Annotated in this window: 17 protein-coding genes; 7 read left to right on the top strand and 10 right to left on the bottom strand. The window is 50.1% G+C overall.

The window, feature by feature from the left end:
* Positions 1 to 68: 68 nt before the first annotated feature.
* The 5 genes from B153_RS0133120 to B153_RS0133140 form a co-directional block, all read right to left on the bottom strand.
* Positions 69 to 959, bottom strand: a complete 891-nt coding sequence (locus B153_RS0133120; protein ID WP_020601059.1) for an aldo/keto reductase — start codon at positions 957 to 959, stop codon at positions 69 to 71.
* A 105-nt stretch (positions 960 to 1,064) separates the two neighbouring features.
* Positions 1,065 to 1,922, bottom strand: coding sequence for a prephenate dehydrogenase (locus B153_RS0133125; protein WP_020601060.1), 858 nt, complete (start codon positions 1,920 to 1,922; stop codon positions 1,065 to 1,067).
* 60 nt (positions 1,923 to 1,982) lie between these two features.
* Complete coding sequence (locus tag B153_RS0133130; protein ID WP_020601061.1) at positions 1,983 to 2,387, bottom strand: GxxExxY protein; 405 nt, start codon at positions 2,385 to 2,387, stop codon at positions 1,983 to 1,985.
* 92 nt (positions 2,388 to 2,479) lie between these two features.
* On the bottom strand, positions 2,480 to 3,652 hold the full coding sequence (locus B153_RS0133135; RefSeq protein WP_026262638.1) for a pyridoxal phosphate-dependent aminotransferase: 1,173 nt from the start codon (positions 3,650 to 3,652) through the stop codon (positions 2,480 to 2,482).
* Positions 3,653 to 3,785: 133 nt separating this feature from the next.
* Entirely contained in the window at positions 3,786 to 4,352 is a 567-nt protein-coding gene (locus tag B153_RS0133140; protein WP_026262639.1) for an NUDIX hydrolase, read from the bottom strand.
* Positions 4,353 to 4,458: 106 nt separating this feature from the next.
* Between B153_RS0133140 and B153_RS0133145 the strand changes: the two genes are divergently transcribed.
* A complete protein-coding gene (locus B153_RS0133145) occupies positions 4,459 to 5,034 on the top strand; it encodes a hypothetical protein (RefSeq protein ID WP_020601064.1) in 576 nt (191 codons plus the stop codon).
* An 83-nt stretch (positions 5,035 to 5,117) separates the two neighbouring features.
* Here B153_RS0133145 and rihA read toward each other — a convergent pair whose 3' ends face one another.
* Complete coding sequence (rihA, locus tag B153_RS0133150) at positions 5,118 to 6,056, bottom strand: pyrimidine-specific ribonucleoside hydrolase RihA (protein WP_020601065.1); 939 nt, start codon at positions 6,054 to 6,056, stop codon at positions 5,118 to 5,120.
* 181 nt (positions 6,057 to 6,237) lie between these two features.
* On the opposite strand from rihA, the gene B153_RS0133155 reads away from it, so the two are divergent.
* Entirely contained in the window at positions 6,238 to 7,905 is a 1,668-nt protein-coding gene (locus tag B153_RS0133155; RefSeq protein WP_083928274.1) for a M28 family metallopeptidase, read from the top strand.
* A gap of 14 nt (positions 7,906 to 7,919) precedes the next feature.
* On the opposite strand, the gene B153_RS0133160 is transcribed toward B153_RS0133155, so the two are convergent.
* The gene (locus B153_RS0133160) at positions 7,920 to 8,606 is read right to left on the bottom strand and encodes a peptidoglycan recognition protein family protein (RefSeq protein ID WP_020601067.1); all 687 of its coding nucleotides are present in this window, start codon (positions 8,604 to 8,606) and stop codon (positions 7,920 to 7,922) included.
* A 297-nt stretch (positions 8,607 to 8,903) separates the two neighbouring features.
* Here B153_RS0133160 and B153_RS0133165 point away from each other — a divergent pair, with 297 nt between their 5' ends.
* The 3 genes from B153_RS0133165 to B153_RS0133175 all read left to right on the top strand — a co-directional run bounded on the left by B153_RS0133165 (position 8,904) and on the right by B153_RS0133175 (position 14,397).
* Positions 8,904 to 10,145, top strand: a complete 1,242-nt coding sequence (locus B153_RS0133165) for a TolC family protein (RefSeq protein WP_245564986.1) — start codon at positions 8,904 to 8,906, stop codon at positions 10,143 to 10,145.
* Between the two features lie 2 nt (positions 10,146 to 10,147).
* A complete protein-coding gene (locus B153_RS0133170) occupies positions 10,148 to 11,107 on the top strand; it encodes an efflux RND transporter periplasmic adaptor subunit (RefSeq protein ID WP_020601069.1) in 960 nt (319 codons plus the stop codon).
* A gap of 107 nt (positions 11,108 to 11,214) precedes the next feature.
* Positions 11,215 to 14,397, top strand: a complete 3,183-nt coding sequence (locus B153_RS0133175) for an efflux RND transporter permease subunit (RefSeq protein ID WP_026262641.1) — start codon at positions 11,215 to 11,217, stop codon at positions 14,395 to 14,397.
* Positions 14,398 to 14,483: 86 nt separating this feature from the next.
* Here the strand turns inward: B153_RS0133175 and B153_RS0133180 are convergent, their stop codons facing one another.
* The 3 genes from B153_RS0133180 to B153_RS38145 all read right to left on the bottom strand — a co-directional run bounded on the left by B153_RS0133180 (position 14,484) and on the right by B153_RS38145 (position 15,839).
* On the bottom strand, positions 14,484 to 15,206 hold the full coding sequence (locus B153_RS0133180) for an RluA family pseudouridine synthase (RefSeq protein WP_020601071.1): 723 nt from the start codon (positions 15,204 to 15,206) through the stop codon (positions 14,484 to 14,486).
* A 162-nt stretch (positions 15,207 to 15,368) separates the two neighbouring features.
* Complete coding sequence (rpmB, locus tag B153_RS0133185) at positions 15,369 to 15,608, bottom strand: 50S ribosomal protein L28 (protein WP_020601072.1); 240 nt, start codon at positions 15,606 to 15,608, stop codon at positions 15,369 to 15,371.
* A gap of 66 nt (positions 15,609 to 15,674) precedes the next feature.
* Positions 15,675 to 15,839 carry a C1orf53 family protein gene (locus B153_RS38145; RefSeq protein WP_020601073.1) on the bottom strand — a complete coding sequence of 55 codons (165 nt, stop codon included), beginning with the start codon at positions 15,837 to 15,839 and terminating at the stop codon, positions 15,675 to 15,677.
* A gap of 118 nt (positions 15,840 to 15,957) precedes the next feature.
* Here B153_RS38145 and rocD point away from each other — a divergent pair, with 118 nt between their 5' ends.
* Entirely contained in the window at positions 15,958 to 17,211 is a 1,254-nt protein-coding gene (gene rocD / locus B153_RS0133190) for an ornithine--oxo-acid transaminase (protein ID WP_020601074.1), read from the top strand.
* A 95-nt stretch (positions 17,212 to 17,306) separates the two neighbouring features.
* Positions 17,307 to 18,365 carry a sensor histidine kinase gene (locus tag B153_RS0133195; RefSeq protein ID WP_020601075.1) on the top strand — a complete coding sequence of 353 codons (1,059 nt, stop codon included), beginning with the start codon at positions 17,307 to 17,309 and terminating at the stop codon, positions 18,363 to 18,365.
* Positions 18,366 to 18,371 lie beyond the last annotated feature (6 nt).

Below are 18,371 nucleotides of genomic sequence, written 5' to 3' on the forward strand. Positions count from 1 at the left end.
AACAAAACAGCCCGATAGTTTCAAACTATCGGGCTGTTTTGTTTGGCTAATAAAGCAGATTCTATAGTCTATCTTGGCAAAGGCATATCATTCAAATCCTCGTCGGTCAGCTTGATCGTAACCGCTTTTACATTCTCCTCCAGGTGTTTGACCGACGATGTTCCGGCAATGGGTAACATGACGGGCGAAGCGGCCAGCAACCACGCCAGAGCAACCTGATAGTCGGTAGCGGGTTTGCCATCGATCTGATGCCGGGCCGCTACCTTCTGGATGGCTTGCTGGGCCGACACGTTTCCGGCATTTAGTGGAAACCAGGGTATAAAGGCGATGCCGTTCTGTTCGCAGTACTGTAGTACGTCGTTCCAGGTCTGATCGCCAAAATTGTACTTGTTCTGTACCGATACAACATCGAAATACTGGCGGGCTTCTTCGATCTGGTCGATACCCACTTCCGACAGCCCAATATGCCGGATTTTTCCCTGTTGTTGGGCTTCCTTCAGAAAACCAAGGTATTCGTCGGACGACACTTTGCTATCGAAACGGTGAAGTTGATATAGATCGATCCGGTCAAGTTTCAACCGTTTCAGGCTACCATGTAGAGCTTCTTCCAGATGCTTGCGGCTCCCATCTACAGGCCACTGGTTTGGGCCTGTTCGGAGTAAACCGCCTTTTGTGCCAATCACCAGCCCATCAGGGTAGGGATAAAGGGCTTCGGCAATCAACTCCTCCGATACATAAGGACCGTAGCTGTCGGCGGTATCGATAAAATTAATGCCCAGCTCCAGGGCCCGTTTCAATACCCGGATGGCTTCGTCATGGTCTTTAGGAGGGCCCCAGATCCCGTCGCCAGTAATGCGCATCGCGCCATATGCCATTCGGTTGACGGTCAGATCGCCACCAATGGTAATTGTTCCGGCCTGTGCGGCCAGTTGTGATTCAGCAGACTCAGTTGATTGCATAGGTTTTATTGATCATTCAGGGTATACACTCCAGACGTGGAGGTTATTCTGATAAACCATCTACAATCGATTTTGTATCCGCAACCGGGTAAAGTTTTTGTTTTCTTACCGTTTCTCGATCCCCTCCAGTACGCGTCGAATTACGTTGGCGCGTTGCATAAATTCGAGGGAACTGTTGATATCCTGTTCGTCGATAACCTGCTTGAATTGCTGTAAAAATTCAATGTAAGCAGCCAGTGCATCCGATACGTTGATCCGATTCTGGTCGAAAATAGGCGCCCACATTTGCGGGGAGCTTTTGGCCAGACGTACCGTCGAACTGAAGCCGGTACTGGCCATATTGAAGATCGCTTTTTCGTCTTTTTCTTTTTCCAGCACGGTAAGGCCGAGGGCAAACGCACTGATATGGCTCAGATGCGAAACGTAGGCCAGGTGCAGGTCGTGCTCCTGGGGCGTCATGTAAAACAGCTTCATACCGATGTCGCGAAATAGGCTCTCGGAGAGGTTCAGGCTGTCGGGATTACTTTTTTCGCGGTCGCAGATGATGAGGTTTTTTCCTGGTAATAATTCCCGAAAGGCTGCACCGGGGCCAGAATTTTCGGTACCTGCCATAGGGTGAGCGGCTACAAACTGCGTACGTTTGGGATGGGCATCGGCAATGGCGCAAATGGTCTCTTTGGTTGATCCCAGATCAACAACGGTGGCACCCGCAGGCAGCAGGTCGAGTACGGTTGGCAATAAATCGATAATGGTGTTGACGGGGGTAGCCAGAACGACCAGTGTGCTTTGCGCAATAGCTTCGGGCAGGGGCAACACAGCATCGACAATGCCTTTTGCCAGTGCCAACTGCCCATTTACTGCCGACGTATCGACGCCGATAAAGTGCATTTTGGGGTATTTTTCACGGACTGCGAGGGCAAAAGATCCACCCAATAAACCAATACCTACTATGGAAACTGTCATCTGAACCAGGATTTAACAGATTTTTGGATAAAACAGATTTTGTTTCTATTCTGATTATTTCTACGCGCCTTTTTGAAAACGACGGAAATGAGGGTTTAAAACGCGCTTAAACTCTAAACTGGATGCGCCAAAATTGATTAAGAGTCCGATTTCTAAATTGTACGCTTCCAGATAATTAATAGCTTGAGCCAGATGGACTTCTTCCAGTTTAATAATCGCTTTTAATTCAACTAATCGCTTGTCTTCAACAAGAAAATCGGCTCGTCGCGTACCAACCAATACACCCTTGTAATAAATTGGCATATCGACCTCCCGGGCAAAGCTTATGTTAAAAATGTCAAGTTCGTGCCCCAAGGCTCGTTGGTAAATCACCTCCTGAAACCCATTGCCTAATACGCGATGAACTTCCATCGAACAGCCTATAATACGGTGAGTTAACTGCCCATATTTGTAATCCTGATGCATCGATACAGTGGATATACAATTGTGAAAAAATCTGTTCCATTACAAGATTCATTGAAGAATAGAAAGAGGGCAGTCGTAAAGCAAAATCTGTTTTATCCTAAAATCCGCTCAATCCCGGTTCGGATTCGTTCTTTCGGCATACATAACGAAACGCGTACGTACCGATTTCCTTTTGGGCCAAAAATGAAGCCCGGTGCGATGAAAATATGTTTGTTGAGCAACAGATCATCCACGAACGCTTCGGCCGATTCCACGCTGTCGGGGAGCTTGGCCCAGATAAAGAGTCCTTCCTGATCGGTAGTATAGGTGCAGCCTAGCGCGTCCAGGAAAGCATGAACGGCGTCCAGACGTCCCTGATAAACGGCGTTCCGTTCCTGATGCCAGGCTTCCGAATTCGTCAGGGCTTCGGCGGCTGCATCCATCAGGGGTTTGAACTGTCCCGAATCGACGTTGCTCTTGATGGTCAGTACCGCATCGACATACGGTTTGCTACTCGCCAGCCAGCCAATACGCCAACCCGCCATATTATGCGATTTACTAAGGGAGTTTAGCTCAATACCTACCTCTTTCGCACCGTCTACCGCTAGCAAACTAATGGGCTTCTTTTTGTTGAGAATCAGGCTGTAGGGATTGTCGTGGCAAACCAATAGCTGATGATCATGTGCGAAACGAACGGCTTTTTCAAACAGCTCATACGTTGCCGGGGCACCCGTAGGCATATGGGGATAATTCAGCCAGAGAATCTTCGTTCGGGAGCCTTCAGGCGATGACTGCACCAGGTCGGCCATGGCTGCCCAGTCGGGTTGCCAGCCGCCATGTTCAAGCAGCGGGTATTCACGCACCCGCGCGCCAACCATCTGGCTCACGGCCCGATAAGCCGGATAGCCTAGTTCGGGCACCAGAACCCCATCGCCCTCATTCAGGAACGTAAGCGAGATGTGCGTGATGCCTTCTTTCGACCCAATCAGGGGCAGTAGTTCCGTTTCAGGATTTAAGTCAACCCCGTAGGTAGTCTTATAAAAATCGGCTATGCTCTGACGAAGTCCGACGGTGCCTTTATAGGGTTGATAACCATGCGCCGTTGGTTGCTGAGCCGACTGAATCAGCGCATCGATGGTATTGGCCGAAGGCATCAGATCGGGGTTTCCGATACCCAGATTGATAATGTCGTGACCGGCTGCCTGAAGCCGGCGAACTTCGGCCAGTTTAACCGAAAAATAGTATTCCTGCGTCTGATCGGCGCGGTGAGCAAGAGGGATAATCACTTCTAACCAGGATTTAACAGATTTTGGGATGAAACAGATTTTGTTAAAATCGATCCATCCATTCATTTAAGACCGCAAAGATACTTGTTGAAGGAATGTGCTAATAAGAAACAAAATCATATAAATCCCTAAATCAGTGTAATCCCGGTTCCGGTTCAGACAGGTACTTCAGCAACGGGGCCAGGTGCAGCGACTGCATCATTTCGCCCGAATTGATGATGTCATGCGCCCGCTCCCGCGATACGATGTGCACGGTTATTTCTTCCGTTTTTTCCAGATGTTGGGCCTGCTTCAGTTCGACACCTGTAGCCAGAAAAGAGTGCGTCAGGTTGGCGTGCGTACCCGGATTAGCCGATAAAGTCATCAGATGTTGCCAGGTGCCGCCCCCAAAACCCGTTTCTTCCAGCAATTCACGCTGAGCCGCTACCAGAGGTTCTTCACCTGGATCGACCACACCCGCGCATAGCTCATAGTGAACATCGCCAATACCGTGCCGATACTGCCGGATCAGAACCAGTTGCCCTTCCGTTGTGACGGCTACGACGTTGATCCAGTCGGGATATTCGAAAATAAAATAGTTGGGAATGGAGCCACCATTTTCCATCCGAATGGCGTCTTTTCGAACCGTAAACCACGGCAACTGGTGAATATATTCGGAATTTTCGACCTGCCAGGGCCGGGGATCGTTCTCTGGTTTCATGGGGGCAAAGGTAGGCTTTTTCGCCAGAGCCATATTAACTGACCGCTTTGATTCGTTGTAAAGTGGACTTTGGTTTTGGCCAGTCATTCGTACAATCCGCGACCTGATGAAACAGTATAGTCTTTTTTTAGTAGCCGCTTTTTGTCTCTTCCTGTCATCCTGCCATCGACCCGTTGCCTACTTTCAGCGAACGGCCCATCCTGAAGCCTCCCGATTATCGGCCGAAAAACGCACGAGTCCGACTGAGGGTGTGGTTATGGAAATGGATTCCGTTGTAGAACAACCAGCCGCTCATTGGCCTGTATTTGTATCGGAACCTGTAGCAAGTCTGAAAAATGAGTCAACTCATCGTCAGCGTATTGAACAGCGGATGCAGCGCGTTCAGCGTATGATGCCAGTGGCCAACGAAACGACGCCCCAACAGCCTGGGCCAAAACCTAAAAAACAACTACGCTTGGGCAACCGGATTCGGCAAAGCCTGGGCATGCCACTTCGTAAAGAATTGAACTGGTGGCAACGGATTAGCTGGAAGCTGAAAGCGTCTGTAATCGTTATTCTGGTGGCTGTTGTGTTTGCTATTCTGGGGATTACCACCCTCGCTATTATTTTCGGACTGTTGGGCGCCTTCCTGATGATCAGCGGTTTGAAACGCTCCTTTAAAGTAAAACGACCCTGGTTTTAGTATAAATGAAACCGCAAGGACGCAAAGACGCGAAGCCCAAATTTATATTCCTCGCGTCTTTGCGTCCTTGCGGTTCAAAAAAATTAAGGTAACTTCTTCACCGCATCGTAAATCAGGTTCAGATAGCCTTCCCGGTCAACATCATAGACGAATTCGACATTGGGTGCCTTTTTCAGGACATTAAAAAAGTCGACGACTGTGGTGCCCGTGGTAAGTTTCCCGATAGTTTCGACATCCACGAAGCAGGACCTAGACTCAAACAGCGACGGATCGATTAGCCAGGCAATGGCGCAGGGGTCGTGTAAGGCGGCTCCACCGCCTAGTTCCGGCCGCTCCTGTCGGTAAAAGATCGAAAAGAAGTCCATCAACTCGGCCACCACTTTTCCCGATTGATTGCCAATAGACCGGAATCGCTCAATGTCTTCCTGAAACACCAGTGCCTTATGGGTTACATCGAGGCCACACATGGTGATCGGTACACCTGAACCAAACACAATCGCTGCGGCTTCCGGGTCGACATAGATGTTAAATTCGGCCGTGGGGGTCATGTTGCCTCGGAACGCTCCCCCGCCCATTATCGAAATACGCTCAATCTTATCTTTCAGGTGTGGGTAAGCGAGCAGAAAGGTAGCGATGTTGGTCAATGGGCCCGTTGGGACAAGTGTTATGGTTTCCTCGCTTTCGGTCAGAATCGCTGCGATGGCTTCAACGGCCGACAGGGGCTCAGGCTGAAGCGTAGGTTCGGGCAAGCTAGGCCCATCCATACCCATTTCGCCATGCACATAATCGGCGATGATCAACTCGCGGAACAAAGGTTTATCGGCACCTTTATATACCGGAATATCAGCGCCTACTAGTGCCATAATTTTCAGCGCATTCTTGAGGGTCTTGGCCTGAGTCTGGTTACCTGCCGAGGTAGTGATGGCTTTAATATCGAATAAGTCGCTGCCAATGGCCAGCATGAGCATCACGGCATCGTCGTGGCCGGGATCGCAATCTATGATTATCGGACGTTTCTTCATGGTTTGTCGTTTGCGTTGTGTTTGTCAGCCATTCATCTTAGGCTTTCCCAAAATCAGGGCCTCAAATATATCACCCTTTGCAGATACCCGACCGGGGAACGTTCGTTCGCGGTATAATTCCGATTGATTCTACTAAAATGGTGGCTTATCTTCGCTACTGGTTTGGTTCACTCATTTGCCAATGCACTCAATTACGCCAACACTTCTCAGCATCTGCCTGACACTCTGCGGGCTTCATGTTTCATTCGGACAATCCGGCACTATCCCTACTGATGCGCAACAGGTGGTGAAAACCGCTCGACCCGAAGCCATTGAAAATCATATGCGTATTCTGGCCAACGACTCACTGAAAGGTCGAAAACCGGGTACGCGCGGATTCGCAATGGCGGCTGATTACGTTGTTTCACAATTTAAAGCGCTTGGACTACAGCCAGCGGGCGAAAATAAATCGTTCCGGCAGGCTGTACCGCTGCGTCGCTGGCAGACGAATGAGTTAGGTAGCGCGATGACACTGGTAGCCAATGGCCGTGAACAGTCGTTGCACTATGGCAAACAGTTTATCCTGAATCCGAATCCCGATCACGCAACCAGCGATGTATCGGCTCCTGTTGTTTTTGTGGGTTATGGGGTATCGGCTCCCGAACTTGATTACGACGATTATACAGGGATTGATGTAAAAGGGAAGATCGTTGCTTACCTGAACGGCGCTCCGGCCAGTTTTCCGTCTAATCAGCGTGCGTATTACTCCTCATCGAAAGCCGAAAATGCCGTAGCGCATGGGGCTGTGGGAACCATTGCTTTTAGTATGCCTACCGACCTCCGTAATCGCATCGAAACGGCTGCCCCGCGTAATCGGCAGGGGATCTATCGCTGGGTCGATAAGCAGGGGAAACCCCAGCGCACCTACCCGGCCATCAAAGGATCTGCTTCGCTGGGTGATTCAACGGCCCGGCTGCTTTTTGCCAATGCGCCTACATCGTTCAGCGATGCTATAAAACAGGCCAACAGAAACCGGCCACAGGCATTCCCGCTCAATGTGTCGGTACGGATGCAAACCCAAACCGATCTGGTAGAAGATGTAGCTGGGTTTAATCTGGTATCGTTATTACCCGGCACCGACCCAGTGCTGAAAAATGAATACGTTGTGTACGTGGCTCACCTCGACCACCTCGGAATAGGCCGTTCGGTAAAGGGTGATTCCATTTATAACGGTGCTCACGACAATGCATCGGGCGTAGCGATCAATCTCGAAACGGCCCGGTTGTTTACGGCTTTACCCAAAGCGCCCCGGCGGTCGGTGCTTTTCGTGTGTGTAACGGGCGAAGAAATGGGATTGCTTGGGTCGGATTATTTTGCCTCAAACCCGACCGTTCCGAAAGACAAAATCGTGGCCAACCTGACACTCGATATGCCTTTCTTTTTTCATCCGTTGCTCGATATTGTACCCTATGGAGCTGAACATTCGAGCTTGAACAAAGAAGTAAAGCAGGCCGCCAGCTTTTTAGGCGTAGAAATTAGCCCGGACCCGATCCCCGAACAAACGGTATTTATGCGGAGCGACCACTTTAGCTTTGTCCGGCAGGGAATTCCGGCTTTGTTTATCAAGAGTGGCTCGCAAACCGGAAATCCGGCCCTCGACGGTACCAAACTCAACCTCGACTGGCGGGCCTCTATCTATCATTCGCCCCAGGACGATATGAACCAGCCGTTCGATTTTAAATCGGCTGCCAAACACGCTCAGCTACAATTTTTAGTGGGCTACCTGACCGCCCAGGACGATCAGCGCCCAACCTGGAACAAAGGGGATTTCTTCGGTACGAAGTTTGGGAAAAGAGAGGTTGTAAAGTAATTCGTTCCGGCTTGTTAGTGCACCAATGCCTGTAAATGAATGGGTTGGGTTCCGTGTGGACTGCCTTTCAACTGTAAATCCCTGACCCGGTGTCTGACTTTGCGCATAAACGACTTGCCCGGATCCGTTTTGCCCGTCAGGTAATTGGGGTCCGTTTCCCGCCAGAGCGAGGTGCCAATAAAGTCTGTATACTCATAATGGCCTATCAGGTAGTCGATTCCCTGGTAACGACGTTTCAAGTACCTTACCAGTTGCACATTGGCTTTCATCTGCGCTCGGGTCAGGTCGTTGTTGCCAACATTTTCAATCCCAATAGCGCAGTAGTTCAGGCCAATGCAGTGGCGGGCGAAGGTTGTGTCGGGGAGTAAGCGAAAGATCGTGCCGTCCCGGTCGACCAGGAAGGGGACCGACGTATTTAAACGACTGCTAGCCTGAAGGTCAGGACGCCCTGATAATACCGATGGATTAAAGACATTGAAGGTAGCCTCCAGTGTGGGAACAGCCGTCCAGTGCAGCACAATCATTTTGGGCTTGATATACGGTTCTGTCTGTTCGAGACCGTGCCGTTTGGCCAGATAGTCGAGCGACAGTTGCCGACGCTCTTCATCAAAGACAATGGGTTTGTCAATGATTTGTAGAGATCGTTTTGTACAGGAGGTGAAGAAGACTAGACTGATACAGAGAAAAATCAGAGATTTCATTTTTCAGGAAAGCGGTGGGACTGCGAATAAGTAGGTAATGTGTTGTGTGTAAACATCAGCTATCTGCTACAAAGTTGATGCCTAACAGGGGAATAGGTATTTTTTCTAAGTAAATTCCTTTCTAAAAACCTGGGCTATTTGTTCGGGTATTAATCGTTTGTAAAAATAGCCATAAGTACATTTAACTACCTTTTAATTCTGATTCTTCGGTAATCGAATTGATGAAGCGTTATTTTGTTAGGCATTTCTAAGTGGATGAGGGTAAATATCGCATTCTATTCTTTGTTGTTTGTTGGCTTGTTCTGCTGGTCCGCTCAGGCTCAGATTACACTAAACTTACGACAGACGCTTCAGCAAGTACGTACCAATAGCCCGGCGCTCCGAGTCGAACGGCTCAATATCAATGTGGCCCAGGCCGATCAGGTGACTGCAAATCTTCGGCCAAATCCGGTCCTGAATAACCAGACACTCTTTCAGCTAACCCCTACACCGGGTGCTGAAGCCGTTGGATTATTGAGTCGGCAACGGCGGCAGTTCTGGATTCAGGCTACCAAGGAGTTTGATATTTACAATAAACGAACCTATCGGAACCGGGCGGCCGAAGCCAATACGAATCTGGCTATTCGGAGTGTAGCCGAAACCGAGCGAAACTTATTGTTCGATGCGGCCAATCGGTATCTCGATGCCTGGTACGCACGCATTCAACTGGCCTTATTGCAACGCGCCAAAGCCAATGTAGATACGCTGGTTCAGTTGAATAAAGTACGGCTGAAAAATCTGGTCATTACCACCACCGATCTGACCCGGACACAGCTTATCTCGGACCAGTATGATCTGCAAACCCGTACCGCCCAGCAGGAGCTGCGAAATCGCCTGAACGAACTGCAACTTGTGCTGGGGATTCCCGACAGCGTGAATGTAGCGATGAATGACTCGATTATCCATCCGGCCTTTACGAACCCACTCCGACTTTACCCGACCATCAATGCGACGGCCGATAGTTTACTACGCCTGGCTGCCACCAATCGGACGGACGTACTGGCGGCCCAAGCAACTATCGAATCGGCCAAACGGAATGTCGACTTGCAGCAGGTATTGGCCAAACCACGCAACGAAGCCGGTTTTATCTGGAACCCGCAGAATGCCATTCCCTACGCGGGCGTATTTCTGACTATTGAGCTGCCTGTTTATAGCCGCAATCAGGGGGAAATTCAGAAATCGAGAGTATTGCAGGAGCAGGCAAGCCAGGCCGCTACGCTGGTGCAGGCGCGCATTCGGTCGGAAGTGCAAACGGCTTATCAGTCGTTTATGACTAGCCGGCAGAACATTGATCGGTATGTCGGTATCCGGCTCGATGCCGATCGGGTACTGGCTTCGGTCCGGTATGCGTATCTGCGGGGTGCGACAACCCTGATCGATCTGCTTCAGGCCGAAAGTTCGTGGTTCGATACCCAAACGGCTTATTATCAAAGCCTTTATACCTACCGTCAGAATTACGTCCGGTTGTTGTACGTTACTGGGCAAATCAACTTATACTAGCCATGACCTTCCGCCATATACTTGTTGCTTTCCTACTTTTGACAACGGCCTGTAAAGAAAAACCCAAGGCGGTGGTCAAATCCATCCCTCGCCCAACCATTAGCACCGACGGGAGCCAGATCACGTTCCCGGATGCGGTGATGATGCGGGCCTTCGAAACCCAGACTGCTCATTCCTCAGCCGTTCGCACCGATTTTTCGGCTCCTGGCCATATCGCGGCTATGGTTGTTCGTTCGGTCGAAAATCCATCCGAACATCTGGTGTTGTTCGATGATCCTGGGCTAGCGGATAATTACACGGCTATTCTACAACACCGGATCAATATCCAGACGCAGAAAGGTAATCTCGAACGCATTAAGGATTTGCAGGCGCATGGGGCTGCATCGGGCAAAGAGGTGATTGAAGCACAAACCCAATTGGCCAATGAAGAAGCGGCCATTATTTCGGACGAAGCCACGCTCAAACTGGCCGGTTTCGACCCGAAAGCCCTGCGTCAGGCTCGCCCGAATACCATTCTGGTAGTTTGTGAAATCCCTGAAAACCAATTTGGTAGTATTCGGAGTGGACTGAAATGCACGCTCAATTTTACGGCCTTCCCCAACGAGCGGTTTCAGGGGGTGATCGACAATGTCAATGATTACGTCGACAACACCACCCGCCAGATCAAACTTCGTATTTCGGTGGCCAACCCCGATGGTCGATTAAAAGCGGGTATGTTTGCCACGGTTCAGTTTGGGGTTGTCGATGGCAATTTTATGACCGTTTCGCGCGATGCCGTCGTGACGGTACAGGGCCGCGATTATGTGTTTGTAAAAACCGGGCCACAGGCAATTGAACGACGAGCCGTACAGCTAGGCCAGCAACGGGCCGATCGCGTTGTGGTGCAGAGCGGCCTCAAAGAAGGAGAGGCTGTTGTATCGGCCAATGTGTTGCAGTTGAAAGGCTTAAGTTTTGGGTATTAAATAAACAAGAAGGAGGGGGCGGAAAGGGACGAACGGGAGAAAGGAAAATGTCTGGGTAACCATTCTTTCCTCCCTCGACTTCCCTTCCTTCTTTCCTCCCTTTCAACATGATTCAGAATTTAATAACATTTTCGCTCAGGAACCGCTGGGTCATTGTCGGATGCGCCGTAGCGTTGATGGGTCTGGGATTATGGTGCTTCAAACTGCTTAAGATTGAAGCCTACCCGGATATTGCCGATACCAACGTCATCGTTATTGCCAAATATGACGGACGGGCCGCCGAGGAGGTTGAGCAGCAGGTAACCATCCCCATTGAGCGAGTGCTCAATAGCGTTCCGCACGTAACCGACCGACGCTCACGGACTATCTTTGGTTTATCGGTCGTACAGTTGAACTTCGATGAAACCGTTACCGACTATTTTGCTCGTCAGCAGGTTATTGAACGACTGTCGGGGGCCGAACTGCCGGATGGTGTATCGCCCGAACTGGCTCCACTGACTACAGCTGTAGGTGAAATCTATCGGTACGTGATCGAAGCACCACCGAGCATGACCCCCATGCAACTGCGCGATTTGCAGGATTGGGTCATTATTCCTCAGTTGCTCCAGGTACCGGGCCTGGCCGATGTAACGACTTTCGGCGGGCCTATTAAACAGTTTCAGGTGATTCCTGATCCGGCAAAACTCCGTAAGTACAGCCTCACTTTGCAGGATGTGATCGATGCCGTTCAGAAAAATAACCAGAATACGGGTGGAAATATCATTGCTCGGGGTGGGCAGGGCTTTGCCGTTCGGGGACTTGGTGCCCTGAAAACACCCGAAGATATTCAGCATATTGTGCTGAAAGCGAACGAAGGGGTGCCGGTTCTGTTGCGCGATGTGGCCAGTGTCGAAATCAATCCACCATCGCCTTCCGGGATACTAGGCTATCGGATACCCGACGAAAACCTGGATGTGATCGGCGCTACCGAAGGGATTGTGTTGCTCCGTCGGGGCGAAAACCCGAGTGAAGTACTCGAACTACTAAAGGCGAAAATAGCCGATCTGGAAGCCCGCGAACTTCCGCGCGGGGTTCATTTGCGGGTATTATACGACCGGGGCTTTTTGATCGACCATTCGCTCGAAACGGTGGCTCATACGCTGATAGAAGGAATTTCGATTGTTGCCATTTTACTGGTCCTGTTTTTAGGGAGTCTGCGGGCGGCTTTGGTCGTTACGGTCACGATTCCGTTTTCGTTGCTGTTTGCCTTTATCCTGATGAAACTGGTTGGGATTCCGGCTAATCTGCTCTCGCTGGGAGCCATCGACTTTGGGATTATTGTGGATGGAGCCAGTGTCATGGCCGAACACCTGATCCGAAAATACCGATCGTCGGGTCCGGCGGAGCGAAATCAGGGCATCGTAAATGTTACGGCACGGTCGGCAGGCGAAGTAGCGCGGGAAATTTTCTTTTCAGTTACGATCATTATTCTGGCTTATATGCCCATTCTGCTCATGCAGCGGGTTGAAGGGAAGCTGTTCAGTCCCATGGCTTTAACGCTTTCGTTTGCCGTGATTGGCTCGCTGATCTGTGCGTTGACCCTGATCCCGGTCTTAATCTCATTTGCGTTCCGTAAGGCACTGGCCCCAGGTGGCAAACCGTTGAAAGAGCATAAAAACCTGTTGCTTTCGCCCTTGGAACACGGCTATCAGTGGTTGTTGAAATCGGTCCTGTTTCGTGTGCCGCGTCTGGTTGTGGGCGTAGGGATGGCCGTTGTCCTAGTCATGATTGGGTTTGGCCTGAAACTAGGTACCGAATTCCTGCCCGAACTGGACGAAGGCTCCATTTTTATGCGAGCATTTATGCCCTCAGGGATCACAATTCAGGAAAATGCCAAGATCTCACCCAAAATCCGGGACATTATCAGCACCTATAAGCCAGTCAGTTTTGTGATTACGCAGGCGGGCCGTAACGATGACGGTACGGACCCTTTCCCAACCGACCGTACCGAAATCCTGATTGGCCTGAAAGATTACAGCACCTGGTCGGATACGATTTCGAAAAAAGAGATTGTCCGCTCCATGCAGAGCCAGTTGCAGGAAGCCTTTCCAGGGGCATTTTTTTCCTCGGGTCAGCCCATCATCGACCAGGTTATGGAGATTGTGACGGGTAGTGCCGCGGATCTGGCCATTTCGGTTGTCGGTAGCGATTTGTCGCTTATGCGGAGCAAAGCCGATAGTATTGCCGCATTGGTACGGGGAATGAATGGGGCTGTCGCTGTGAATATTGAGCAGGAGGGGCCACAGGACCAGCTAGCCATTCGGATCAACCGCCCAGCCGCTGCCCGCTACGGTATCAACGTGGCTGAAATTGAGAGCATGATCGAAGCGGCTATCGGCGGCAAAGCCATTGGGTCAATTTATGACGAAGCCAAACGATACGATATTGTCGTTCGCTTTACGCCCGAAAGTCGTGGTAGTATGGATGCCATTCGGCTGCTCCAGGTGCCATCCGCTTCGGGAGCCTTAATTCCCATGAACGAACTGGCCGATATTCGCTATGTTCAGGGACAGACCAACATTTACCGCATCAATGGGAAACGTATGGTGACGGTTCGGACCAACATCCGGGGCCGCGACCAGGGCGGTTTTGTAAAGGAGATCAGTCAGAAGGTTCGCGAGCACGTCAAAATTCCGGAAGGCTACAGTGTCATTTATGGAGGCCAATACGAAAACCTTGAACGGGCAGGTGGTCAACTGGCCATATCGATTCCGTTGACAATTGTAGTCGTTTTCCTGTTTTTGTTTATGCTTTACGGTAATGTTCGGGATACACTTCTGACGCTTACCTGTCTGTTGTTTGCCCTGGCGGGGGGGATTGGGGCCTTACTGCTACGTGGCTATAACTTTAACGTTTCGGCGGGTGTGGGCTTCGTTTCGATTTTTGGAATTTCGGTAATGGCTGGGGTACTGCTGGTGTCGGCACTGAATCGTAATCTGATGAATAACCCAAAGACATTGATGGAAATTACCATTGATACCGCTCAGGAACAGTTTCGGGCTATTATGGCCATAATGGTTGTAGCGATTATTGGCCTGGTGCCAGCCGCTATTTCGAGCGGCATTGGGTCTGATGTGCAGCGCCCACTGGCTACGGTAATTATTGGTGGACTAACGACTACCTTGCTCTTTGCCCCGCTGATTATTCCCCCCCTGTTTTACATCGTCAACCGGAAGCGGCCCCGACCTACCTCACTTGATTCTTCGGGCCATCCTATTCCAGAACCTATCGAAGAAGGAACGGAACTATAGGCATATTGCTGGTAGCGTATCAGCCTTACAAGTAAACCGCATCGGGGCTTACTTGTAAGGCTGATACGACGAATTGTGCGTAATGATCACCCAAACTTTTCCAACTGCTTCACCAGCACATTGAAATCTTTGGGGTAAGGCGCCACAAACGTTTGCTCGTCACCATTCAATAGGGCGAAGGTCAGTGAATGAGCGTGTAGGGCAACACGTTGAATCAACGGAAGCTCTTCAGTGCCCTGTTTCAGATTGAATTTGCGTTTTAGATCAGACAGATAAACGGGTTCTCCGCCATACGTTGCATCATACACAATAGGAGCTTTGAGGCACATCAGGTGAACCCGAATCTGGTGCATCCGGCCCGTTATGGGCATACATTCGACCAGGGTTGTGGTCCGAAATGCCTGTAACGTATTGAAAATCGTTTCGGCAATCTTCCCCTTCTCCCGGTCAATCCGCACGGCTGTACCGTCTTTGATGGGCGAAATGGGTAAGTAGACGGATACATTATCAAAATTGTGTACCCCATTCGTGACCGCGTGGTAGCGCTTGGTCACCTCCCGATGCTCAAATTGCATGGCCAGGTGACGGTAGGCTTCCGGATTTTTAGCAATCGCCAGAATCCCCGATGTCTCTTTATCCAGACGGTGCCCTAGTTGAGCATCAGCATGGTACTCCTTCGCCATCCGCAGAATGCTCACGCCCGTCCGGTCGGTTGTCCGTTCATCGAGCGAGGCTACATGCGGAGGTTTATTAATCAGTATATAGTCCTCATTTTCAAATACAATGAGGTCTTCAAAATTGAGCTTCATTTTCGGGTCAATTATTAGTCATTTTATGGCCATTTATGGACCTTGTTGCTGACAAAAAACAAGGGCAACAAATGACCGGCAATGGCTGTTGAATGCCACTAATACCAAACACAAAAAGCCTCCTCCTGACCGGAAGAGGCTTATAGATAAGATCGTTGCAGATTAAGCGGTCAGCGTACCGCGCTGAGCTGCTTTGCGAATGGTGGCTTCCAGACCGTTTTTATTGATGGTCTTGATGGCGGACGTAGCCACTTTCAGCGTGATCCACTCACCCGTCGATTCAACAAAGAACCGCTTCTTTTGCAGGTTCGGATAAAATTTACGCTTGGTTTTATTGTTAGCGTGCGAAACGTTGTTTCCGACGCGGGTGCGCTTTCCTGTGATTTGACAAACTCTGGCCATTACCGTACTCGTTTTCCGTATGAGGGCGCAAAATTCGCTAAATAATTCATAATCTGCAAGTCATTGCTACTTTTTTTTGAAACCATAGGGGCAATGGCGACAGCCGTTCTGGCAACAATAGCCCCGTTTGAGGTGGTAAACCGCTGTAAACACCAGATAGCCCTCTGGCGTATAATAATAATCGTCGGGGGCCAGGTCAGGTACTTTCTTCTTAGTAGGTTGTAGAGGCATGGGGTTGTGGGTCTGCCTAAATCCGCGTATTTTTGAAAAGAAACGGCCAACAGAGCCGCTTAGTTGCAACCTGCCCAAAAACCCTTCATCAACGTTTTCATTTTAACCGTTTGTAGCTATGACGATTGAACCAATCACCCCGACATCGCCCGCCGATAAGGCCATGGAACTCGAATGGCACTATGGGGCGCACAACTATCATCCTATCCCAGCGGTACTGACGCGGGGCGAAGGAGTCTTCGTGTGGGATGTAGAGGACAAGCGTTATTTCGATTTTTTGTCGGCCTACAGTGCCGTCAGTCAGGGCCACTGCCATCCGCGTATTATCAATGCATTGATCAAACAGGCGCAACGGCTCACCCTGACCTCACGGGCCTTTTACAACGATCAGACGGGTATCTGCGAAAAATTCCTCTGTGATTATTTTGGGTACGATAAAGCCCTGATGATGAATTCCGGGGCCGAAGGTGGAGAAACGGCGCTGAAACTGACCCGCAAATGGGCCTATAAAGTGAAAGGGATTCCGCAGAACCAGGCCAAAACCGTATATGCTGCCGGAAACTTCTGGGGGCGAACCCTGGCGGCTATATCATCGTCGACTGATCCGAGTAGTACCAACGATTTCGGACCGCTGCTGCCGGGCTATATCGTCATTCCCTATAACGACCTTAACGCTCTGGAGGACACCTTCAAAAGTGACCCGAATATTGCCGGGTTTATGGTAGAGCCGATTCAGGGCGAAGCGGGGGTGGTGGTACCCGACAAGGGTTACCTGCGTGGTGTACGCGATCTGTGTACCAGGTACAATGTGCTGTTTATTGCCGACGAAGTGCAGACGGGCATCGGTCGGACGGGTAAGCGGATTGCCTGCGATCACGAAGGGGTAAAACCTGATTTGCTGGTACTGGGCAAGGCCCTGTCGGGCGGAACAATGCCTGTATCGGCCGTTTTGACGTCGGATGAGGTGATGCTGACGATTAAACCGGGCGAACACGGGAGTACATACGGTGGAAACCCATTGGCCTGCGCCGTTACTATGGAGGCATTGCGGGTTGTGGAGGATGAAAAACTGGCCGAAAATGCAACCGCGATGGGGGAGGTGTTCCGGGCCCGTATGACAGCCCTAAGCCAGAAAACCGACCTCGTGAAGGCCGTTCGGGGGAGAGGCTTACTCAACGCCATTGTGATTGCCGAGCGCCCGGAGTTAGGGGATGAAACCGCCTGGGAAATCTGTTTGAAACTGAAAGATAACGGCTTATTGACCAAGCCAACCCATGGCGATAAAATTCGATTTGCACCACCGCTCGTGATCAGCGAAGAGCAGTTGCACGAAGCCTGTGATATTATTGAGAAGACGATACTCGCTTTTTAAGCGCGATATACTACCAGACGGGTAATGAACGAGGGCAGAGGAATGGTAATTACCCATCACTCTGTCCTTTTTTTACGGGTTGAATGCTAAACTCAATGCAGCCGCTGACCGATAAATGGATGCGTATACTGGGGGTTCCACTGCTGGCATTGGTGGGTCAATGGGCTATGTATGGGTATACCAACGTACCGTATCCCGACGACTGGCGCATTCCCTTTTTTTTCGTGCTGGGTAGTGTACTTGTTTGGGAAACGAATCGGTGGGGCATCATTTTTTCCCGCCGACGGTATCCCGAACAAACGCAGACCTGGCAGCGGGTACTGTATCAGCTCAGTTGGTTCATTGTTTTTGCCAGTCTTATTCGGATTACGCAGACCTGGTTTTATCAGCAGATCGGTCTTTGGCATTCAACCGAACTGTTTGAGTTCAAGCCATATTTTTTTAATACGCTGGTGTCGGTTGTGGGTACTGTTCAGATTGCGGCTGTCTACGAAGGTATTTATTTGTACCAGCGGTGGCGGATAACCTATGAAGAAGCCGAAGAGCTAAAAAAGGTGAACCTACAAAGCCAGCTTGATTCGCTTAAAACCCAGATTAACCCGCATTTTCTGTTCAACAACCTAAATTCGCTCTCATCACTTATTACCAGCGATGCACAGCAGGCCGAGCAATTTCTGGACGAATTATCGTCTGTATATCGGTACCTGCTTCGGCAGGATGAGCGGTCTCTGTGCCCTTTGTCTGAAGAAATCCAGTTTATTCAATCGTATTTTTATCTGCTCAAAACCCGCTTTGGCGACGGCATTTTCATGAAAATTGAGGTAGATGAGCGATTAATGGCTTATCTGATAGCCCCACTTACCCTTCAAATCCTATTCGAAAACGCAATCAGACACAATATTATTTCGATTGACCAACCCCTCACTATTCGCGTCTATGCCGAACAGGCCAATTTATACGTAGAGAATAATCGTCAGGCCCGGAAAAATGCTACGGCTTCGAATCAGACTGGTTTGCAGGATCGTATAGCGACCTACAAGTTACTCGATCAGCCATCAGTAACGGTCTATCAGGATGAAGCGAAATTTCGGGTAGGTGTTCCATTGTCGATCCCTCCTGGCGAACGGGCTCTACCTAAAAGCGAACATAGCTAACAAGCT

It is taken from the genome of Spirosoma panaciterrae DSM 21099, assembly GCF_000374025.1.
In the GTDB taxonomy this organism is placed as follows: Bacteria; Bacteroidota; Bacteroidia; order Cytophagales; family Spirosomataceae; genus Spirosoma; species Spirosoma panaciterrae.

What these genes read in the sequence shown, in the direction of transcription:
- B153_RS0133120 (WP_020601059.1), bottom strand. Translation starts at nt 959, where the DNA reads ATGCAATCAACTGAGTCTGCTGAATCACAACTGGCCGCACAGGCCGGA.
- B153_RS0133125 (WP_020601060.1), bottom strand. Translation starts at nt 1,922, where the DNA reads ATGACAGTTTCCATAGTAGGTATTGGTTTATTGGGTGGATCTTTTGCC.
- B153_RS0133130 (WP_020601061.1), bottom strand. Translation starts at nt 2,387, where the DNA reads ATGCATCAGGATTACAAATATGGGCAGTTAACTCACCGTATTATAGGC.
- B153_RS0133140 (WP_026262639.1), bottom strand. Translation starts at nt 4,352, where the DNA reads ATGAAACCAGAGAACGATCCCCGGCCCTGGCAGGTCGAAAATTCCGAA.
- B153_RS0133145 (WP_020601064.1), top strand. Translation starts at nt 4,459, where the DNA reads ATGAAACAGTATAGTCTTTTTTTAGTAGCCGCTTTTTGTCTCTTCCTG.
- rihA (WP_020601065.1), bottom strand. Translation starts at nt 6,056, where the DNA reads ATGAAGAAACGTCCGATAATCATAGATTGCGATCCCGGCCACGACGAT.
- B153_RS0133155 (WP_083928274.1), top strand. Translation starts at nt 6,238, where the DNA reads ATGCACTCAATTACGCCAACACTTCTCAGCATCTGCCTGACACTCTGC.
- B153_RS0133160 (WP_020601067.1), bottom strand. Translation starts at nt 8,606, where the DNA reads ATGAAATCTCTGATTTTTCTCTGTATCAGTCTAGTCTTCTTCACCTCC.
- B153_RS0133170 (WP_020601069.1), top strand. Translation starts at nt 10,148, where the DNA reads ATGACCTTCCGCCATATACTTGTTGCTTTCCTACTTTTGACAACGGCC.
- B153_RS0133175 (WP_026262641.1), top strand. Translation starts at nt 11,215, where the DNA reads ATGATTCAGAATTTAATAACATTTTCGCTCAGGAACCGCTGGGTCATT.
- B153_RS0133180 (WP_020601071.1), bottom strand. Translation starts at nt 15,206, where the DNA reads ATGAAGCTCAATTTTGAAGACCTCATTGTATTTGAAAATGAGGACTAT.
- rpmB (WP_020601072.1), bottom strand. Translation starts at nt 15,608, where the DNA reads ATGGCCAGAGTTTGTCAAATCACAGGAAAGCGCACCCGCGTCGGAAAC.
- B153_RS38145 (WP_020601073.1), bottom strand. Translation starts at nt 15,839, where the DNA reads ATGCCTCTACAACCTACTAAGAAGAAAGTACCTGACCTGGCCCCCGAC.
- rocD (WP_020601074.1), top strand. Translation starts at nt 15,958, where the DNA reads ATGACGATTGAACCAATCACCCCGACATCGCCCGCCGATAAGGCCATG.
- B153_RS0133195 (WP_020601075.1), top strand. Translation starts at nt 17,307, where the DNA reads ATGCAGCCGCTGACCGATAAATGGATGCGTATACTGGGGGTTCCACTG.